Source organism: Enterobacter sp. EGD-HP1 (assembly GCF_000733275.2).
In the GTDB taxonomy this organism is placed as follows: Bacteria; Pseudomonadota; Gammaproteobacteria; order Enterobacterales; family Enterobacteriaceae; genus Enterobacter.
Genome location: NZ_AVOP01000037.1, coordinates 14,266 through 31,753, shown reverse-complemented (window position 1 = coordinate 31,753; position 17,488 = coordinate 14,266). Strand labels below are relative to the sequence as shown.

Below are 17,488 nucleotides of genomic sequence, written 5' to 3'. Positions count from 1 at the left end.
GAGAAAACAACGATGAAAATGAACGTAACAGAGACGGTAAAACAGGCGTGCGGCCACTGGCCGCGCATTCTCCCGGCGCTGGGTGTTAAGGTCATTAAAAACCGGCATCAGGCCTGTCCGGTGTGCGGCGGCTCTGACCGTTTCCGCTTTGACGATAAAGAGGGGCGCGGGACGTGGTTCTGCAACCAGTGTGGCGCAGGTGACGGGCTTAAGCTGGTAGAGAAAGTGTTTGGCGTGACCCCGTCAGAAGCTGCCGGGAAGGTGAACGCCGTGACCGGCAACCTGCCGCCGGTTGCCCCGGAAGTGATTGCGGCCGCAGAGGCTGAAACGGAGGCCGACCGCAAAGCGGCGGCCGCGCTGGCCGCCAGGCTCATGGAGAAAACCCGACCGGCCACCGGCAATGCCTACCTCACCCGCAAGGGTTTCCCCGCTCTGGAATGTCTGACGCTCACCGTCATGCATAAAACCGGCGGCGTGACGTTCCGCACCGGTGATGTGGTTGTCCCGCTGTATGACGATACCGGCGCACTGGTTAACCTTCAGCTTATCAATGCTGACGGTCTCAAACGCACCCTGAAAGGCGGTCAGGTCAAAGGGGCATGTCATGTCATCGAAGGGAAAAAACAGGCCGGAAAACGCCTGTGGATTGCGGAGGGTTATGCGACCGCACTCACCGTGCATCACCTGACCGGCGAAACCGTCATGGTGGCGCTGTCGTCCGTGAACCTCCTTTCTCTGGCGAGCCTTGCCCGTCAGAAACACCCGGCCTGTCAGATTGTGCTCGCCGCCGACCGCGACCTGAGCGGCGACGGCCAGAACAAAGCCGCAGCGGCCGCAGACGCCTGTGAGGGCATTGTCGCCCTGCCGCCGGTGTTCGGTGACTGGAATGATGCGTTTGTGCAGAATGGCGGGGAGGCCACGCGGAAAGCCATTTATGACGCCATCCGGCCACCGGTACAAAGTCCGTTCGACACCATGAGCGAGGCGGAATTTACCGCCATGAGCGCCAGCGACAAGGCTCTGCGGGTGCATGAGCATTACGGCGAAGCGCTGGCAGTGGATGCGAACGGCCAGCTCCTGTCCCGTTATGAAGCAGGGATATGGAAAGTCGTTCAGCCGTCCAATTTCGAACGCGACGTAGCCGGGCTTTTCCAGCGCCTGCGCGCCCCGTTCTCGTCGGGGAGAATCACCTCAGTGGTGGAGACGCTGAAGCTGATTATTCCTCAGCAGGCCGCACCGGCACGCCGTCTGATTGGTTTTCGCAACGGGGTACTCGATACCCGGAGCGGCCTGTTCAGCCCGCACAGCAAATCGCACTGGCTGCGCACGCTGTGCGACGTGGATTTTACCCCGCCTGTTGAGGGGGAAACGCTGGAGACCCATGCCCCGAATTTCTGGCGCTGGCTCGACCGTGCTGCCGGTAAAAATCCACAAAAGCGCAACGTGATACTGGCCGCGTTGTTCATGGTGCTTGCGAACCGCTACGACTGGCAGCTCTTTCTCGAAGTCACCGGTCCGGGTGGCAGCGGCAAAAGTATTCTGGCCGAAATCGCGACCCTGCTCGCCGGGGAAGATAACGCCACGTCGGCCGACATCGACACGCTGGAAGACCCGCGCAAGCGAGCCTCCCTGATTGGCTTCTCGCTTATCCGTCTGCCTGACCAGGAAAAATGGAGCGGTGACGGCGCAGGATTAAAGGCCATCACCGGCGGCGATGCGGTCTCGGTTGACCCGAAATACCAGAACCCGTATTCAACGCATATTCCGGCGGTCATTCTGGCCGTGAACAATAACCCGATGCGCTTCACCGACCGCAGCGGCGGTGTGTCACGTCGCCGGGTGATTATTCATTTCCCGGAGCAGATTGCGCCGGAAGAACGCGACCCGCAGCTCAGGGATAAAATTGCGCGCGAGCTGGCCGTTATCGTGCGCCAGCTTATGCAGAAATTCAGCGACCCGATGACCGCGCGCGCACTGCTCCAGTCGCAGCAGAACTCCGACGAGGCGCTCAGTATCAAGCGTGATGCTGACCCGACGTTTGATTTTTGTGGCTATCTGGAAATGCTGCCGCAGACCAGCGGGATGTTTATGGGTAATGCCAGCATCGTCCCGCGTAATTACCGTAAGTATCTCTATCACGCGTATCTGGCCTATATGGAGGCTAACGGGTACAGGAACGTGCTCAGCCTGAAAATGTTCGGACTGGGGCTGCCCATGATGCTAAAAGAGTACGGCCTGAATTATGAGAAGCGGCACACAAAGCAGGGGATACAGACCAACCTGTCGCTGAAAGAAGAAAGCTACGGCGACTGGCTGCCGAAATGTGACGAACCCGCAGCGACATAACCCACTCCAGACCGGCTACAGCCGGTCTTTTTCTTTCCGGCAATTGTCATAAGGTGAACAATCCACCGTTCACCCTTCGCCGTATATTCACCCTGTATCAGCATGAAATTATTGATAAAAAAGCAATGGTGAATAGTGTGAACAGTAAAACCGGAAAAAACTTTTTATCCCCCCGTGTATCGCCTGACCGGGCGCCCCCAGAACGAGCAAAACGAACAAAGGTGAAGAGTCGACTGTTCACCCTTCACCAACTCATCACCACTTAACTGCATGATATAAAATGAGAAATAACCGAGGTGAACAGTGTGAACAGTTAAATGCAAAAAAAGTTTTTTTGCGTATGATGTCGGTATGAGGCTTCACAAGAGAAATTGAATAATGGATAAGACTAGAGACTTTATTCTTGGAGGGCTTTCTCGCTTTGGCTTGGCTGATTTGCCCGGCAGACCTTACGATTCTGCTTTTGAATTAATAGCCTCCCCACCTATACGCAAACGCCTCATTGTGATGGGCTTCAATGGTTCGTCAGCTGATTCTCATATGACCAACAGCCAGTCTATTATTCAGGATCATTCAAAGCCTCTTGTCTCGAATGTCCATTTAGGGACGCAAGGGGAATGGGGAATTACTCGCCTAGCTAAGCGACTACAACAGTTACCTATCAGCCTCGGTTACAGATGGGAAGACGTAGTATTTACGAATGCTCTAATGATGTGCTCAACCAATGCCTCAGAACTCAAACAAGAGGCGAGCCGACACAAACTAACTGTCGAACAACTCATAAAATACTCAACAAGATTTTTTGAGAATGTCACAATCCCTCTGTGTAAGCCTGAACTGATTATCGCTTATAGCAACAGTCTACAATCCCTTTCAGCAGCAAATATTTTGCTAAAAAACTTCGGTGATCCAAGCACTCTCATCTATACGCAGCAGAAGGGTTATTACACAACTTTCTCTTTCTCAGCCGTACTAAATGATGTGAAAATCCCTGTAATATGTGTCCGTCATATGTCTAGATTTAAACCTTCAGAAGAGTTAATTGAAACAACTCTAGAGACGATGAGGAGGCTTTAGCTTTATCCGTCAGATTGAACCATACGCTTGGAGCAATGTGTATAGCGATGTGTATAACAAAAACACCACCTTAAAATAAAATACAACAAAAACAGCAAGTTAAGTAATAATAAGAACTCCTGTGATCTTCCGCCAAAAATTTTGGTGTGTATTCTTATGAAAAATTTTAAATATCAAATTCAGCTTGAATTTTTGACAGTATTTTGGGTCCCACTCCGGGGATATCTTTTATGAGTTGAAGAGTTAAAACCCCATTTTCTATTCTTTTTTTCACTATATTTTTGGCAATACCCCTTTTAACATCAAGCATAACCTCCAATTCATCAATGGACGCTTCGTTAATATTTTTCTTCCCATTACTATGTTTTTCTAAATTTATATACTCAAGGATATCAGAAATCATTAAATATGTATGAAATACGGCTTTTGTTGCTTCTATTTGAGTTAACTCTGAATGAACTCCTTTATTTGTAAGCTTATAAGAACCTTGCAACCATGCACCTAAGTAATCAACATGAGACTTAGCTAAATCCTTATTACTGGAAGATGTTATTGAATCATCCATAAAAGCCCACAATCTATTTATGTACTGCCCTTTACCCAAAGCTCTCCCATTTCTTTTCTCCTCGCTGGGCGGATATAACTCATCAGCTAAACCTTCTATTAAGCGGCGACAAGATGTCAAAGCATGTGACCATTCTTCGGGTTTATCTGAAGAAAGAGCTTTGAAGGCTAGCATTAACTGCTCACCTAACTCTTCTTTTATTTCAAGTAATCTATCATCTACAGCATCTTTTAGAGTATCAAAACAACTTTTAACTGTTCCTGAAAACTTTAATCTTTTGAATAACTCTTTATCATATTCATGTGCTAGCTTCCTAACATAGCTTAAATGTTTATAGAGATCATTTTTATAATAAGTTCCATCATTTCCATCTTTGAGCCTTACCAGATCAAAATATCTTTCTTCTAAAAAACCTATTCCAACATACCCCCTCCAGATTCATTATATTTTGAATTTAATTCTTCAGAGTTGAAATGTTTCTTATTAAGACCTAATTTCTTCAAATCTTCGTATTGAGCGGTTATTTTAGTAGAAAGTTCATCATAGATTTTTGTTCCTTTTTTCTTACCATGTATTTCTCTATAAAGATTTAAAAGCTTCCCTAAAGGATCAGTATATTTTTGATCAGCCAATTGTATTGCACACCACTTTTTAACATCTTCATCTTCAACTAAATCAGCGGCCCTATATAATTTTTGAATTGCCGATAAAATTGTTCCTTGGGGGGACTCTAAATCATTTAAAGTCGATTCAAGCAGTTTTAATGCCTCTGATTGTATTAACATACTATTCTCCATTAAGGTTATCTTGATAAGAACTTAGTTATTTTTAGTTAACCTCAGCCTACAAGCCTCTTTCACCCACTTACTAAAATTCCCTTTACCCGCAGCCTTCTCAATCTGTTCCAAAAGCTCGTCCTCAAACCGAATGTTCTTCATCGTGCTCTTAGTGCGGTCAAAATTTGGTTTCTTTTTTTCTTGCATGGTAGGTACCACTTCGGTTAATTTATCTGCATGTGGTACCTACCACACGGATTCGAAATTCTAACAACGCCCAGGAGTGTTGGAGCACTAAAGGGCGTCTAACCTCACCAACTATCAAGGAGTTGATTATGGCTGATTCGCATTCTACCCCAGACACCGACCAATCCGGAACCGAGCGTTCGTTAATTGTGGGATACCGCCCGAATGTTTTCGACAAATCCACGCCGAAAATCATCCTTTCAGGCAAGTGGCTGCGCGCCGCGGGTTTTGATACCGGACAGCAGGTCACGATTAAAGTGATGAAAGGGTGCATCGTTCTGGTGGCGTATAACGAGCAGGAACAAAGGATTCTGGACGATTACAAACGCACTAAAGCAAAGTTATGCCAGATCGAGAACACGCTGGCGAGCCTGCCATTATCATAACTGTTCCCGCTGTTATCCAGTTGGCTGCTGAGCATGCAGCCAACATAAAAAAATATGGAATGCCAGATTTCTTACATAACATCCAAAAAGCAATCGAACCCAACATGTAATGCTAACTTACAAGTTCAATATTTGATGACATTAATCATTTCAATACCTGATGCTATTTTAACTTAGCATTTATCTTACGATGGCAACGAAATCATAATTCAACGTTATAATTTTTAAAAATCCATCTGAGAAACTAATACATCGCAAAGAGCAATTTTAAGCCCCCCTTCCATATTTTATTTTCTTTTCTATTTTTAAATGAAAGTCACAATTTAAATTCATAATGGAGAGTAGTTTCCCTCAGTCTATAAAAGGAGATTGAGATGGCTATACCTGTTTACTTATGGCTCGAGGATGATTCAGGCCGCAAGATTAATGGATCTGTCGATATAATAGATCGCGAAGGTTCAATAGAAGTAATAGAATTTATGCATTCTATAGAACAACCGATAGATAAACTCTCCGGAAAAATCACAGCAAAACGCATTTGTAGTACCTATGCATTCATGAAAGAGATTGATTCATCATCCTCTTATCTTTACAAAGCCTTGTGCACTGGGCAAACCCTAAAAAAAGCAGAATTTATATTCTACAGGATCAACTATAACGGACTAGAAGAAGCTTACTTCAAGACAACTTTAGAAAACGCAAGAGTTGCTCAAATTGAACCTATCATGTTTGATATTAAACATCCGCAAAACGAACGCTATACACACCATGAATATGTAGATCTAACATATGAAAAAATCACATGGCACTACATTGATGGAAACATCATTCACTCTGATACCTGGAAAGAACGCGCTTAAGGAGAAAGTATGTCCTGGGAATATGATGTAAAAGAGCATAAATTTTATCTGGATGGTGTCTACCAATTTGATGCAGATTACGCAGGTGCTAGTGGTTACAAAAACGATCCGTCACAAGAATGTGTAAAAAACAGCGGACCGCTGCCACGAGGTACCTACACTATTGGGTCCCCTCATAATTCAGCCCATACTGGGAAATATACTCTCAGCCTCACGCCCTACTCGACAAATGATATGTGTGGTAGGGACTCATTTAAAATACATGGTAAAAGCAGTTTGCACCCCGACGACTCTTCAGAAGGCTGCATCATTGCTCCTCTGAGTGCCAGAAGGAGTATCTGGAAAAGCAACGATACGGTATTGATTGTCAAATGAAGCGTTTATTTTGTTTATTGCCATTACTCGTTGCAGTCAGTTCGCACGTCTCAGCAACGGGAATGACCGGCTTTGCGGCCCAGTATTACGATGAAGACGGCTCGCTGACGGAAATTTCTACAACAGTGCCCCTTACCCCAATCATCACCATCGGTAAGAAAACCGTGCAAATGGAGGTTACTCACCTGTCAGATATCACCAGCACACCAGTTAACAAAGACAGTACCGCACGCTGGGTCTGCCTTCACGACAACGATAGCACGAATTACTGGTTCATTTCTGATAACGAAATGGGTGCAGGATTACTAACTGCGCTAGCTATAGCCAGGGATGGCATCCATAACGAGTGTGCTAAAACAACGGAACCTGTCAGCGTCTCAGTCGCTAATGTTCCATTATTAAATGCGAAGCATGGGAATTTAGTCGCATTGTTCGGCAAGAAAGAGATCGCCAAAAAGAAAGCGATGCTTTTGTATCAGGAGACGCCTGTACAGAATGGATTCATCCAGAGTAATACGGTCTCTTATTACTTCGATGGCGAAAAAGTGCGTGGCGTAATCATCGGGCAAATTACCAGTAACTAGCTTGCAGACTCCCTCTCCATAGGGAGAGGGCGTTAAACCTTCCCACCCAACCGCATATGCAACAACGGAAACGGATTCCCCTGCCCGTCCAGTTCCGAGCGTCCGACCTGCTCAAACCCCATATGGCGATAAAATCCCACGCCCTGCGGATTCTGCTCATTCACGTCCACCTCGTTCGCGCCGTATTCTGCAATAGCGTGTTGCAGCAGCAATTTCCCGACGCCCTTCCCCCGGCTCGCATCGTCAACAAACAGCATTTCAATGCGGTTTTCATCCACGCCTAAAAAGCCGTGAATAACGCCTGCGTCATCGCGAGCAATCACAACCTTGAGGTTTGGCAGATAGGCGTTAAGCAATAACGAGCGCAGCGCCGCAATATCGCTTTCCTGTAAAAAGTGATGGGTGGCGCGGACGGAGGATTCCCAGATCGCGACCAGACGTTCGAAGTGTGTGGGGAGTGCGGTTTCAATTTTCATTGAGGGATCATGTTGGGAAAATCCTACTAATGCAAGTCACTCTGTGCGCCCTGCTCCCCCTCACCCTAGCCCTCTCCCTCAGGGAGAGGGAACCGATTGTGCGGTTTGTCCCCCCACACAGCTCGCGCTAAACCCTGATCTCCATCACCGCATACACCCCGTCCTTCGGCACCACCACGGTGACGTTTTCCACCGGCACGCCCGCCGCGAGGTGAATATCCTGCAGCTGCTGTAACGTCCTCGGGTAAATATCCTCCCAGCCGATCCCCCGCAGCACAAAGTCAATTTGCGGGCTGCTGGTGAGCATGTTCGACACTATCACCGCGCCGCCGGGCTTTACCAGCCGCAGCGCGCGCTGTAGAAAAATCACCGCATCGGTATCGTTGAAGTATTCGAAGATCCCCAGCGCGTCGACCAGTTCGGCCTGGTGCTCGCCCAGCTCCAGCAGCAGGTCCTCGTTACGCACCAGCGTATGGAGCAGGTTGCGCCTGAGCAGCGTCAGCTGTTCGCCCACCACAATGCCTTCCTGCGCGGCCATGGTTTCGGCCCAGCTCAGCGCCACCGGGTCTTTGTCCACCAGCGTGAGATACACCTGCTGGCCGTCGAGCTTTGCTTCGCGCAGCGCCTCCAGCACCGGGATGGCGGCGCCGCTCGCCAGGCTGACCCAGTTGTTCTCGCTTTCATTGTGAATGTACTTATCCACCAGCGCGGCCAGCACCCTGGCGCGGGAACGCACGCCTACCGCATCGTTCGCGTGGATAAACCACTGGCGGCTGTCGCTGTCCATTTTGGTTCCGTCGGGCAGGCGATCTTCCAGCGGGTTTTGCACCACAAACAGCGCCAGCGCGGAGGGCACCAGCCGGGTGCGCCACGCGGTGAGCGCCGGGCGGTTGCGGAAGGCCTGTTCGGAATAGCGGTTCTGGGGAACAAGCACGGCTTGCCCCCCTTCTTCGTATTCCACCCTGGGTGGCCGAAGCGCTGGCTCGGCTTTCAGGGCACGGTCAAGGGAGGCGATCTCACGGGCAGCATCGTCTTTCATCGGCCACTGGTCGCTGACGTCGGGAAATGACGCGCTGAAAATAGTCATATTTTCCGGCGCATCGCCGCGAAAAGGCTGCCAGTTCATGTCGTCTTCCCTCCGTTGGGCTTTTAACGGAAGTCTATCCAGGCGAGCCAGTAATGCCCCAGGAAGAAAGCACGATTTTTACTGCTTCACCCACACCAGCTGGTCAACCCGGAAGCCCAGACTGCGCGCGGTGTTCAGGTAATCCTGCTTCACCGCATCCGGGATGGTCGGCGTGCGCGACAGGATCCACAGGTAATCGCGGTTCGGGCCGCTGACCAGCGCATACTGGTACTTATCGTCGAGCCTGATCACGTTATAGCCGCCGTAGAACGGGCCGAAGAACGACACCTTCAGCGCGGCGGTGGTCGGCTCGCCGGTAAAGTACGCTTTTCCTTCGCTCTCATTCCACTTGCTCTTCACCGGATCGTAGCCCCGGTTAAGCACGCTAATACCGCCGTCGCTGCGCTTGCCGTAGGTGGCGGTTACCTTCTCCAGCCCGCGTTCAAAGCGGTTTTCCAGACGGGCGACCTCATACCATTTGCCAAGATAGCGGCTGGCGTCAAAACCAGAAATCGGCTGCACGCCCTTCGGTGGCGTGGGGGATTTACAGGCGACCAGCGTCAGCGCAATGGCAACACCGGTCACAACAGGCCATAGCTTCATGAGAATTCCTTTCATTTGCACGGTTGGATGTTAAGTGTAGTGCACCGTTTCGGCGCTTCATCCCGTTCGGGAAAATTCGTAGTATATTGAGAGTATTCCTCCACTCTGGACACGGACATGGCTTACTCCATCGGCGAATTCGCCAGACTCAGCGGCATTACCGCCACCACCCTGCGGGCGTGGCAGCGTCGCTATGGTTTACTCAAGCCACAGCGCACGGAAGGCGGCCATCGCCAGTACAGCGACGAGGACGTCCAGCAGGCGCTAAAAATTCTCGACTGGGTAAAAAAAGGCGTCCCGATTGGTCAGGTCAAACCGCTGCTGGAGCGCCCGACGCCGGGGCGGACCAACAACTGGCAAACCCTGCAGCAGAACATGCTGCAACGCCTGCAGGACGGCAAAGTCGAGTCCCTGCGCCAGATGATTTACGACGCCGGACGCGAGTACCCAAGGCCGGAGCTGGTCGCGAACGTGCTGCGCCCGCTGCGCAGCCAGGTCTCGGCCAACGTCGCCGCCGCCATGACCCTGCGCGCGATCCTCGACGGCATCATCATCGCCTACACCTCGTTTTGTCTCGAAGGTGACAAAAAAGCGCCGGGCGATAACATTCTGCTCAGCGGCTGGCACCTGAATGACCCGTGCGAGATCTGGCTCGAAGCCTTAACGCGCACCGGGCAGGGCCACCGCATCGACATCCTGCCGGTTCCGCCTGACGCGCTGGCCCCGGAAATTTTCCCGGAGCGTAAATGGCTTCTGGTCACCAGCGGCAAGCTCACCGCCGGGCGGAAAAAGCAGGTTGAGCAGTGGCAGCAGCAGGTATCGCTTGAAGTCATTATCCTCTGATAATTTTCTCCTGCGGGAATCTTCACGAAAAGTTGAATATTTTCCCGCGCCGCAGATGCTAACGTTTTCCTGTGACGAATAACTCAACAGGAAAACACCATGAAAAAAACTGCCCCTCTGCTGATCCTGGCCTCGATGGCCTTTGCCCCTGCCGCCTTTAGCGCCCCTGCCGGCACGCTGAGCGTCCACATTCTCGACCAGCAAACCGGGATGCCGCCATCAGACGTTACCGTTACGCTGGAGAAGCAGCAGCAGGACAAATGGACTCCGGTTGCCAGCGGCAAGACCGACCAGGACGGACGTATCAAATCGCTCTATCCGCAGGATCAGGACATGCAGCCTGGCGTGTATAAAGTGACCTTCAAAACCGCAGATTACTTCCACGGCAAAAAGCTGGACTCCTTCTTCCCAGAGATCCCGGTGCTGTTTACCGTGACCCGCACCAACGAAAAGCTGCACATCCCGCTTCTGCTGAGCCAGTACGGTTACTCGACCTACAAGGGCAGTTAAGACGCGTTGATTTTAAAGGATTATAAAAAATAGTTTCGCGAATACTTGGACAAATTAGTCATGTTGTGTAAGTTTTAGTTATATGAACGGGAGGACCACACCATGACAACGAAACCTGTACTCGGTATTAGCGGATGTTTGACCGGTTCCGCCGTTCGCTTTGACGGCGGACACAAGCGTATGGGCTTCGTCATGGATGAGCTGGCCCAGTGGGTGAATTTCAGGCCCGTCTGCCCGGAAATGGCTATCGGTCTGCCGACCCCTCGCCCGGCCATACGCCTGACGCTGACGGACAGCGGCGAGACGCAGCTCCGTTTCAGCAAGCCGCCTCATGATGACCTCACGCAGAAAATGGCCGACTTTACGGCGGACTATCTGCCAAAAATCGGCGATCTTTCGGGATTTATCGTCTGTGCAAAATCCCCAAGCTGCGGCCTGGAACGCGTGCGGCTGTACGATGAAAACGGCAACCGGGGCCGCAAGGAGGGCGTCGGGCTGTTCACCGCCGCCCTTCTTGAAACCTACCCGTGGCTGCCCGTCGAGGAAGATGGCCGGCTGCACGACCCTGTGCTGCGGGAAAACTTTATTGAGCGGGTATTTGCCCTGCACGAGCTAAACACGCTGCGCGCTAAAGGTCTGACGCGACGTGGGCTGCTGGATTTCCACAGCCGCTATAAATTGCAGCTGCTGGCGCACCATCAGGCGGGCTACCGTGAAATCGGCCCGTTCGTCGCCTCGCTGCACGAATGGGAAGACCTGGACGCCTTCTTTGTGGCGTACCGGGAAAAGCTGATGACCATCCTGAAAAAACCCGCCTCGCGGAAGAATCACACCAACGTACTGATGCATATCCAGGGGTATTTCCGTAACCAGCTGAACACCCGCCAGCGCGGCGAGCTGCGCGACGTGATCCTGCACTATCGCAACGGACAGTTGCCTATCCTCGCCCCGATCACGCTGCTGAAGCACTACCTGGCCGAATACCCTGACCGATATCTGATGACGCAAAACTACTTTGATCCCTATCCTGATGATTTGGGTCTGCGTCTGGCAGTCAAGTGATCATAAAAATGCGAAGGCCCCATTGACCCTTAGAGGCCCAAAGCAGTACCCCGTTTAGACGACATCCTCACTGTCGTCTCTTTTTTGCATTTCATCTCAAATACTGTGATTATATACAGGTTTATTCTGCATAAAGGGGCCTGCCTGTGATCAACACCCTGCACATTCAAAACTACCGCTCTATTCGCGATATGTCGCTGGAGCTGGAGCAGCTCAACATCGTCTTCGGACCGAACGGCACCGGGAAATCCAATATTTACAAGGCGATATATCTGATGCACAGCGCCGCTCAGGGGCAGTTTTCCCAGGCGCTGGCGAACGAGGGCGGCATTCTGAAGGTGTTCTGGGCAGGCAAAACCCGCAGCGACCAGCTGCGGCGGATGAATCTGGCCGTGGAAACAGAGACCTACGAATACGAGCTGCAGGTCGGGTTTGTGGAGAAGCTGCCTTACCCTTCGCAGTTTCAGCTCGATCCGGTGATCAAAGAGGAGTCCATCTGGCTGAGCGGTCAGCACCGTCGGCCTTCGTCACAGCTGATGAAGCGTAAGAACCAGGCGGTGTTTCTGAATAACGTGCATCACGAGAAAGTGACCCACAGCGGCACGCTGTATGAGAACGAATCGGTGTTCGGGCAGCTCGGCGAACCGCATCTTTACCCTGAAGTGTCGCAGATGCGCGAGTCCCTGCGTAACTGGCGCTTTTATCATGAGTTTTCCGTCTCATCCGGCTCGGCGATGCGCGCCCCGCAGGTCGGTTTCCGCTCCCCGGTGCTGGCCAGCGACGGTGCCAACCTGGCGGCGGCATTTCAGACCATCGTCGAGATTGGCGACGAGCTGCTGCTAATGCGTATTCTCGACCAGGCCTTCCCCGGCTGCGTGTTTTACAGCGACAACACCGGCGGACGTTTTCGCATGATGATGCAGCGCGAGGGGCTGAGCAGGCCGCTGGAACCGGCGGAGTTCTCCGACGGCACCCTGCGCTTCCTGTGCCTCGCGGTAGCGCTGCTAAGCCCGCGCCCACCGGCGTTTATCGCGTTAAACGAACCGGAAAACAGCCTGCACCCGCAGATGCTGCCCGCGCTGGCGAGCTTAATCGCCGAGGCCAGCCGCTACTCGCAGATTTGGCTCACCAGCCACTCGCCGGAGCTGGCGAAGTTGATTGAGAAGCAGAGGTCGTTTTCGCTTTATCAGCTGTCGATGGTGGAGGGGGAGACGAAGGTGGAGAGGCTGGGGTAAACGCCGGGTGGCGCTGCGCTTACCCGGCCTACAAATGAGTCCGAAAGGTCTTACGCCACTCCGCCGGGCTGACCCCAAAACGCGCCTTAAACTGCTGTCGCCAGGTGACGGCGGAATTAAATCCCACCAGCTCGGCCACGCGTTCAATCGGCATATTTCCGGCTTCAAGCAGGATCTGGCTGCGCCGCAGGCGTTCGGCGGTAAGCCAGTCGGCGACGCTCATTCCCGTGGCTTTAATAAAGTGACGGGTCAGCGTGCGGCGGCTCATCGAAACCACCTCCGCCAGCGAGTCCAGGCTATGCGGTTCGGTGATATGCTGCTGAAGGTAGTCGATCAGGCAGTTAATGCGTCCGTCCCGGGTATCTTTAGGTACCGGCTGGGCAATGAACTGCGCCTGCCCGCCCTCGCGGTGGGGCGGAACAATCATCCGACGGGCAATCTGGTTGGCGACCACGCTGCCAAAGCGCTGGCGAATGATATACAGGCAGCAGTCCAGCGCGGCGGCAGTGCCTGCGGAAGTGATGATATTGCCGTCATCCACGTAAAGGGCATTAATATCCAGCTGAACGTGCGGGAAAAGGGACTGAAACTGATGTTCAAACTCCCAGTGGGTGGCCACACGTTTACCGTCGAGGATCCCCGCATAGGCCAGCACAAACGACCCCAGACACAGCCCGACGATTTCCGCGCCGTTGTCTCTCGCCTGCACCAGGCTGTCGAGCAGCGTCTGGGGCGGGCGTTCAAGGACGTGCTGCCAGTAGGGAACGACGACTATATCGGCCCGACCAATGGCGGTGTAGTCCTGCGTGGCGTTGAGGGCGAACCCGTCTTTTGAGGTGAGGAACCCCGGCGTTTCGGCGCAGATCGTCACGTTAAAGCGCTTTTCGCCGGAGACCGAATCGCCAAACAGAATGCAGGGAACGGAGTAGTGGAACGGGCTGAACCCGTCTACCGCGACAATCGCGACGTTGATTAGCGACATCTGTCTCTCCTTTCCCTTTAACGCGTTCAGAATATAACGGTTTCGCCATCCTGGGGAATGCTCACTGCGTCACTCACCTGATTGGCTTCAACGTACTCACGCAGCGCGCTGCGGGTCAACAGGCAGTGGTTAATCGCCTCCATATGGCTCGCCACTATTTTGGCCTGTGGGAGCAGGAAATGAACGTTGAGCACATCCTCCTGCCCCATAATAATGGGGCCAAAACCAATGACGTGTGCATAGCCTGCGTTCAGTACCACCACGTCCGGCTGGTGCTTTTGCAGATCGGCCGCCACCGCGTCACGCCAGACGGTATCCCCGGCAAGATAGAGCGTCTTTTCATCGGGATGACGCAGCACCACGCCACAGGCTTCGCCCAGACGCTCCGCCAGCTCCGGCACGGCGTAGGCCCGGTCGGTACCGTGCTGCCCGCCGTGGGTTTTCGTAATCTGAATATCGCCGAAGAAGGTCGCGTCGGTCATGACCGTCAGGTTGCTAAACCCCTGGCTGCGCAGCAGCGCGGCGTCACGGTCGTTTTGCACGTAGATCGGCTTGTCTTTGGCGATCAGCTCCGCCGCGGTGCGATCCCAGTGATCGTCATGGGTATGGGTGACGATCACCGCGTCGGCGTTCAGCAGCGTGTTGACGTCAACGGGGAGTTCGACCGTCGGGTTACGGCGTTCGGCATGCGCCGTACCGGGAAAGCCCGGATAAGCGCCCTTCGGGGCCAGCATCGGGTCGATTAAAAGACGTTTACCGGCGTAGGTAATCAGCTGGGTGGCGTTGCGAATCTGGGTAATGTTCATGGGCTATCCTCCGATTGGTGTGATAAGGAGGATAGCCAGCCGTCGCCATTGGCGCTGTGGGCTAAAGGGCGATTACCGATGGAATCGGGCCAATTGAAGACACCGCGTTTTTTGCCGGTTTCTTTACCAGCCCGGCACCGCCCCGCCGTTAAAGATCGTCTCCGCCGCTTTCGCTACCTCAGGCGATTGATACGACTGGATAAATTCCTTCACGTTCTCCGCGTCCTTATTGTCTTCGCGCGTCACCACAATGTTCACGTAGGGCGAGTTTTTATCTTCAATAAAGACGCTGTCATGCACCGGCGACAGCCCGGTTTGCTGAATATAGGTAGTGCTGATGATGGCGACATCCACTTTCGGGTCGTCCAGCACGCGCGGCAGCTGTGCCCCTTCCAGCTCCATAATTTTCAGCTGTTTAGGGTTGGCGGTAATATCCAGCGCCGTCGGCAGCAGCCCGGTGTCCGGCTTCAGGGTAATGAGCTTCTCCTTTTGCAGCAGCAGCAGCGCGCGGCCAAGGTTGGTCGGATCGTTTGGAATAGCTATGGTCGCCCCGTCCTTCAGGTCAGACACGAATTTGATTTTGCGGGAGTAGCCGGCCATCGGGAAAACAAAGGTGTTCGCCACGGCCACCAGCTTGTACCCATGCGCCTTGTTATCTTCTGCAAGGAACGGGCGATGCTGGAAGACGTTGGCATCCAGTTCCCCCTGGTTAGTGGCATCATTAGGCAACAGCGAGCCGCTGAAGCCGACCAGCTCCACGTCCAGGCCATATTTCTCTTTTGCCACTTTTTTGGCGACTTCCGCCACGTCCTGTTCAGCGCCGTTGATGACGCCCACTTTTATGTGTTTGGCATCATTGCTGTTTTGGTCACAACCCGCGAGCAGCAGGCCAGTCATCAGGAGAAGCGCACCCAATCGAAGTTTCACGAGACAGATCCTTTTGATAAACGTTTAGAAGACTATATCGACAACGCAACGGCTCTCTAAAAACCGAAAAAGAATCAATAAGAAGGATACGTTATATGCGGTCTGTTGCCGGGTGGCGCTGCGCTTACCCGCCCTACGCGCGGAGGTGTTGTAGGCCCGGTAAGCAAAGCGCCACCGGGCGATGGGCATCACGCCTGCCGACGCAGCGGCGCTTCCCGTAAAAACCACGACAGCGCAAACGCCAGCACCATAATCCCTGCCGCCAGCAGGAATACCGCATGAATGGCCGAGCCGAAGGCATCGAGATAGTCCAGCCTCAGGGCGTCTGGCAAATGATGAATGGCGGTCGGGTTCAGCTCGCGCGGCAGTTCCGCCCCTTCAGGCAGCCTGTCGACCAGCCCTGACTGCAGAACATTCGTGAACACCGCGCCAAACAGCGCGACGCCAATGGCCCCGCCAATGGAACGGAAGAGCGTGACGCCCGAGGTGGCTACGCCGTATTGATCCGCCGACACGCTGTTTTGCACCGCCAGCACCAGCACCTGCATCACCAGTCCCAGCCCCATGCCCAGCACGCTGGTGAACAGATAAAGCTGCCAGGTTGGCGACGTGATTGAAATGCGCGTCAGTAAAAACATCCCCACCACGCCGAGCAGCGTGCCGAGGATCGGGAACAGGCGATATTTCCCGGTACGGCTGATGATCCGCCCGCTGATAATTGAGGTCAGCAGCAGCCCGCCCATCAGCGGGATGAGCTGCAGGCCAGCCTGCGTTGGCGTGGCGTCTTTCACCACCTGCAGGTACAGCGGCAGGAAAGTCACCGAGCCAAACAGCGACATGCCGATGATAAAGCCAATCAGGCTGCAGAGCAGGAAGCTGCGGTCGCGGAACAGCGACAGCGGGATGATTGGCTCCCACGCCAGCCGCTCCTCATAGATAAACCCGGCAATGCCCGTCAGGCCAAAGGCCAGAATGCACCACAGCTGCGGGTCGCTCCACTGGCGAACGGTGCCGCCTTCGGTGGTAAACAGGATGATGCACAGCAGCGCCATACTGAGGTAAATCGCCCCCAGATAGTCAATCTCGTGCCTGCTGCGCCGCGCGCTACCGTGGAACACCGCACCAATCACCAGCAGGGCAAACAGCCCCAGCGGCAGGTTGATGTAGAAAATCCAGCGCCAGGAGACGTGCTGGACGATAAACCCGCCGATCAGCGGCCCAATGACCGTCGCCAGCCCGAATACGCCGCCAAACAGCCCCTGATAGCGCCCGCGATCGGCAGGCGGGATCACGTCCGCGACGGCGGCCATGCTGATGACCATCAGGCCGCCGCCGCCCAGCCCCTGCAGGGCGCGCATCAACACCAGCTGGGTCATGTTTTGCGCCAGCCCGCACAGCGCGGAGCCCACGAGGAACAACACAATCGCGATTTGCAGGACGATTTTACGCCCAAACAGATCGCCAAACTTGCCGTACAGCGGTACCACGATGGTCGAACTGAGGATATAGGCCGTTACCACCCAGGAGAGCTTATCCAGCCCCCCAAGCTCGCCGACGATGGTCGGCAGCGCGGTAGAGACAATGGTCTGATCCAACGCCGAAAGCAGCATCACCAGCAGCAGCGCGCTGAACAGCAGCTTAATCGACAGCGCTTTTTGCGCAGGTTGAGTCATTACGTCGGACTCCATAAGACATCACTTGAA

Annotated in this window: 20 protein-coding genes; 10 read left to right on the top strand and 10 right to left on the bottom strand. The window is 53.3% G+C overall.

Annotated elements, in window-relative coordinates; translation table 11 throughout:
* Positions 1–12: 12 nt before the first annotated feature.
* Together N037_RS22570 and N037_RS22565 are read left to right on the top strand one after the other, a co-directional pair.
* Entirely contained in the window at positions 13–2,346 is a 2,334-nt protein-coding gene (locus N037_RS22570; RefSeq protein WP_032643699.1) for a primase-helicase zinc-binding domain-containing protein, read from the top strand.
* A gap of 378 nt (positions 2,347–2,724) precedes the next feature.
* Positions 2,725–3,423 (top strand): hypothetical protein, encoded by a 699-nt coding sequence (locus tag N037_RS22565; RefSeq protein ID WP_032643698.1) that lies wholly within the window; start codon positions 2,725–2,727, stop codon positions 3,421–3,423.
* A 166-nt stretch (positions 3,424–3,589) separates the two neighbouring features.
* Here the strand turns inward: N037_RS22565 and N037_RS25315 are convergent, their stop codons facing one another.
* The 3 genes from N037_RS25315 to N037_RS24465 all read right to left on the bottom strand — a co-directional run bounded on the left by N037_RS25315 (position 3,590) and on the right by N037_RS24465 (position 4,971).
* On the bottom strand, positions 3,590–4,162 hold the full coding sequence (locus N037_RS25315) for a helix-hairpin-helix domain-containing protein (RefSeq protein ID WP_231686713.1): 573 nt from the start codon (positions 4,160–4,162) through the stop codon (positions 3,590–3,592).
* 239 nt (positions 4,163–4,401) lie between these two features.
* On the bottom strand, positions 4,402–4,773 hold the full coding sequence (locus tag N037_RS25310) for a hypothetical protein (protein ID WP_231686712.1): 372 nt from the start codon (positions 4,771–4,773) through the stop codon (positions 4,402–4,404).
* 33 nt (positions 4,774–4,806) lie between these two features.
* Positions 4,807–4,971, bottom strand: a complete 165-nt coding sequence (locus tag N037_RS24465; RefSeq protein ID WP_072164045.1) for a YlcI/YnfO family protein — start codon at positions 4,969–4,971, stop codon at positions 4,807–4,809.
* Between the two features lie 128 nt (positions 4,972–5,099).
* Between N037_RS24465 and N037_RS22555 the strand changes: the two genes are divergently transcribed.
* The 4 genes from N037_RS22555 (at position 5,100) to N037_RS22545 (ending at position 7,215) form a co-directional block, all read left to right on the top strand.
* Positions 5,100–5,396 carry a SymE family type I addiction module toxin gene (locus N037_RS22555; protein ID WP_032643697.1) on the top strand — a complete coding sequence of 99 codons (297 nt, stop codon included), beginning with the start codon at positions 5,100–5,102 and terminating at the stop codon, positions 5,394–5,396.
* Between the two features lie 374 nt (positions 5,397–5,770).
* Positions 5,771–6,256: a type VI secretion system tube protein TssD gene (gene tssD / locus N037_RS22550; protein WP_032643696.1), complete on the top strand. Its 486-nt coding sequence runs from the start codon at positions 5,771–5,773 to the stop codon at positions 6,254–6,256.
* 9 nt (positions 6,257–6,265) lie between these two features.
* A complete protein-coding gene (locus N037_RS24460; protein WP_072051083.1) occupies positions 6,266–6,631 on the top strand; it encodes a tlde1 domain-containing protein in 366 nt (121 codons plus the stop codon).
* Positions 6,628–7,215: a hypothetical protein gene (locus N037_RS22545; RefSeq protein ID WP_231686711.1), complete on the top strand. Its 588-nt coding sequence runs from the start codon at positions 6,628–6,630 to the stop codon at positions 7,213–7,215. The genes N037_RS24460 and N037_RS22545 overlap by 4 nt, the downstream gene beginning before the upstream one ends.
* 32 nt (positions 7,216–7,247) lie before the next feature.
* Here the strand turns inward: N037_RS22545 and N037_RS22540 are convergent, their stop codons facing one another.
* The 3 genes from N037_RS22540 to N037_RS22530 all read right to left on the bottom strand — a co-directional run bounded on the left by N037_RS22540 (position 7,248) and on the right by N037_RS22530 (position 9,420).
* The gene (locus tag N037_RS22540) at positions 7,248–7,691 is read right to left on the bottom strand and encodes an acetyltransferase (protein WP_032643694.1); all 444 of its coding nucleotides are present in this window, start codon (positions 7,689–7,691) and stop codon (positions 7,248–7,250) included.
* Between the two features lie 127 nt (positions 7,692–7,818).
* Positions 7,819–8,817, bottom strand: a complete 999-nt coding sequence (locus N037_RS22535) for a class I SAM-dependent methyltransferase (RefSeq protein WP_023333999.1) — start codon at positions 8,815–8,817, stop codon at positions 7,819–7,821.
* A gap of 78 nt (positions 8,818–8,895) precedes the next feature.
* The gene (locus tag N037_RS22530; RefSeq protein WP_023333998.1) at positions 8,896–9,420 is read right to left on the bottom strand and encodes a lipocalin family protein; all 525 of its coding nucleotides are present in this window, start codon (positions 9,418–9,420) and stop codon (positions 8,896–8,898) included.
* Positions 9,421–9,537: 117 nt separating this feature from the next.
* Here N037_RS22530 and N037_RS22525 point away from each other — a divergent pair, with 117 nt between their 5' ends.
* From N037_RS22525 to N037_RS22510, 4 genes are all read left to right on the top strand, one after another.
* Positions 9,538–10,263 (top strand): MerR family transcriptional regulator, encoded by a 726-nt coding sequence (locus N037_RS22525; RefSeq protein ID WP_029740778.1) that lies wholly within the window; start codon positions 9,538–9,540, stop codon positions 10,261–10,263.
* Between the two features lie 99 nt (positions 10,264–10,362).
* Positions 10,363–10,773 carry a hydroxyisourate hydrolase gene (gene uraH / locus N037_RS22520; protein ID WP_023333996.1) on the top strand — a complete coding sequence of 137 codons (411 nt, stop codon included), beginning with the start codon at positions 10,363–10,365 and terminating at the stop codon, positions 10,771–10,773.
* Positions 10,774–10,875: 102 nt separating this feature from the next.
* Positions 10,876–11,835: a YbgA family protein gene (locus N037_RS22515; protein ID WP_023333995.1), complete on the top strand. Its 960-nt coding sequence runs from the start codon at positions 10,876–10,878 to the stop codon at positions 11,833–11,835.
* Between the two features lie 146 nt (positions 11,836–11,981).
* The gene (locus N037_RS22510) at positions 11,982–13,070 is read left to right on the top strand and encodes an AAA family ATPase (protein WP_023333994.1); all 1,089 of its coding nucleotides are present in this window, start codon (positions 11,982–11,984) and stop codon (positions 13,068–13,070) included.
* A 28-nt stretch (positions 13,071–13,098) separates the two neighbouring features.
* Here the strand turns inward: N037_RS22510 and N037_RS22505 are convergent, their stop codons facing one another.
* From N037_RS22505 to N037_RS22490, 4 genes are all read right to left on the bottom strand, one after another.
* Positions 13,099–14,052, bottom strand: coding sequence for a GlxA family transcriptional regulator (locus tag N037_RS22505; RefSeq protein WP_032643691.1), 954 nt, complete (start codon positions 14,050–14,052; stop codon positions 13,099–13,101).
* A gap of 26 nt (positions 14,053–14,078) precedes the next feature.
* Positions 14,079–14,858: an MBL fold metallo-hydrolase gene (locus tag N037_RS22500; protein ID WP_032643689.1), complete on the bottom strand. Its 780-nt coding sequence runs from the start codon at positions 14,856–14,858 to the stop codon at positions 14,079–14,081.
* A gap of 123 nt (positions 14,859–14,981) precedes the next feature.
* Complete coding sequence (gene nlpA / locus N037_RS22495; RefSeq protein WP_032643687.1) at positions 14,982–15,785, bottom strand: lipoprotein NlpA; 804 nt, start codon at positions 15,783–15,785, stop codon at positions 14,982–14,984.
* 188 nt (positions 15,786–15,973) lie between these two features.
* Positions 15,974–17,473, bottom strand: a complete 1,500-nt coding sequence (locus tag N037_RS22490) for an MDR family MFS transporter (protein ID WP_032643685.1) — start codon at positions 17,471–17,473, stop codon at positions 15,974–15,976.
* Positions 17,474–17,488 lie beyond the last annotated feature (15 nt).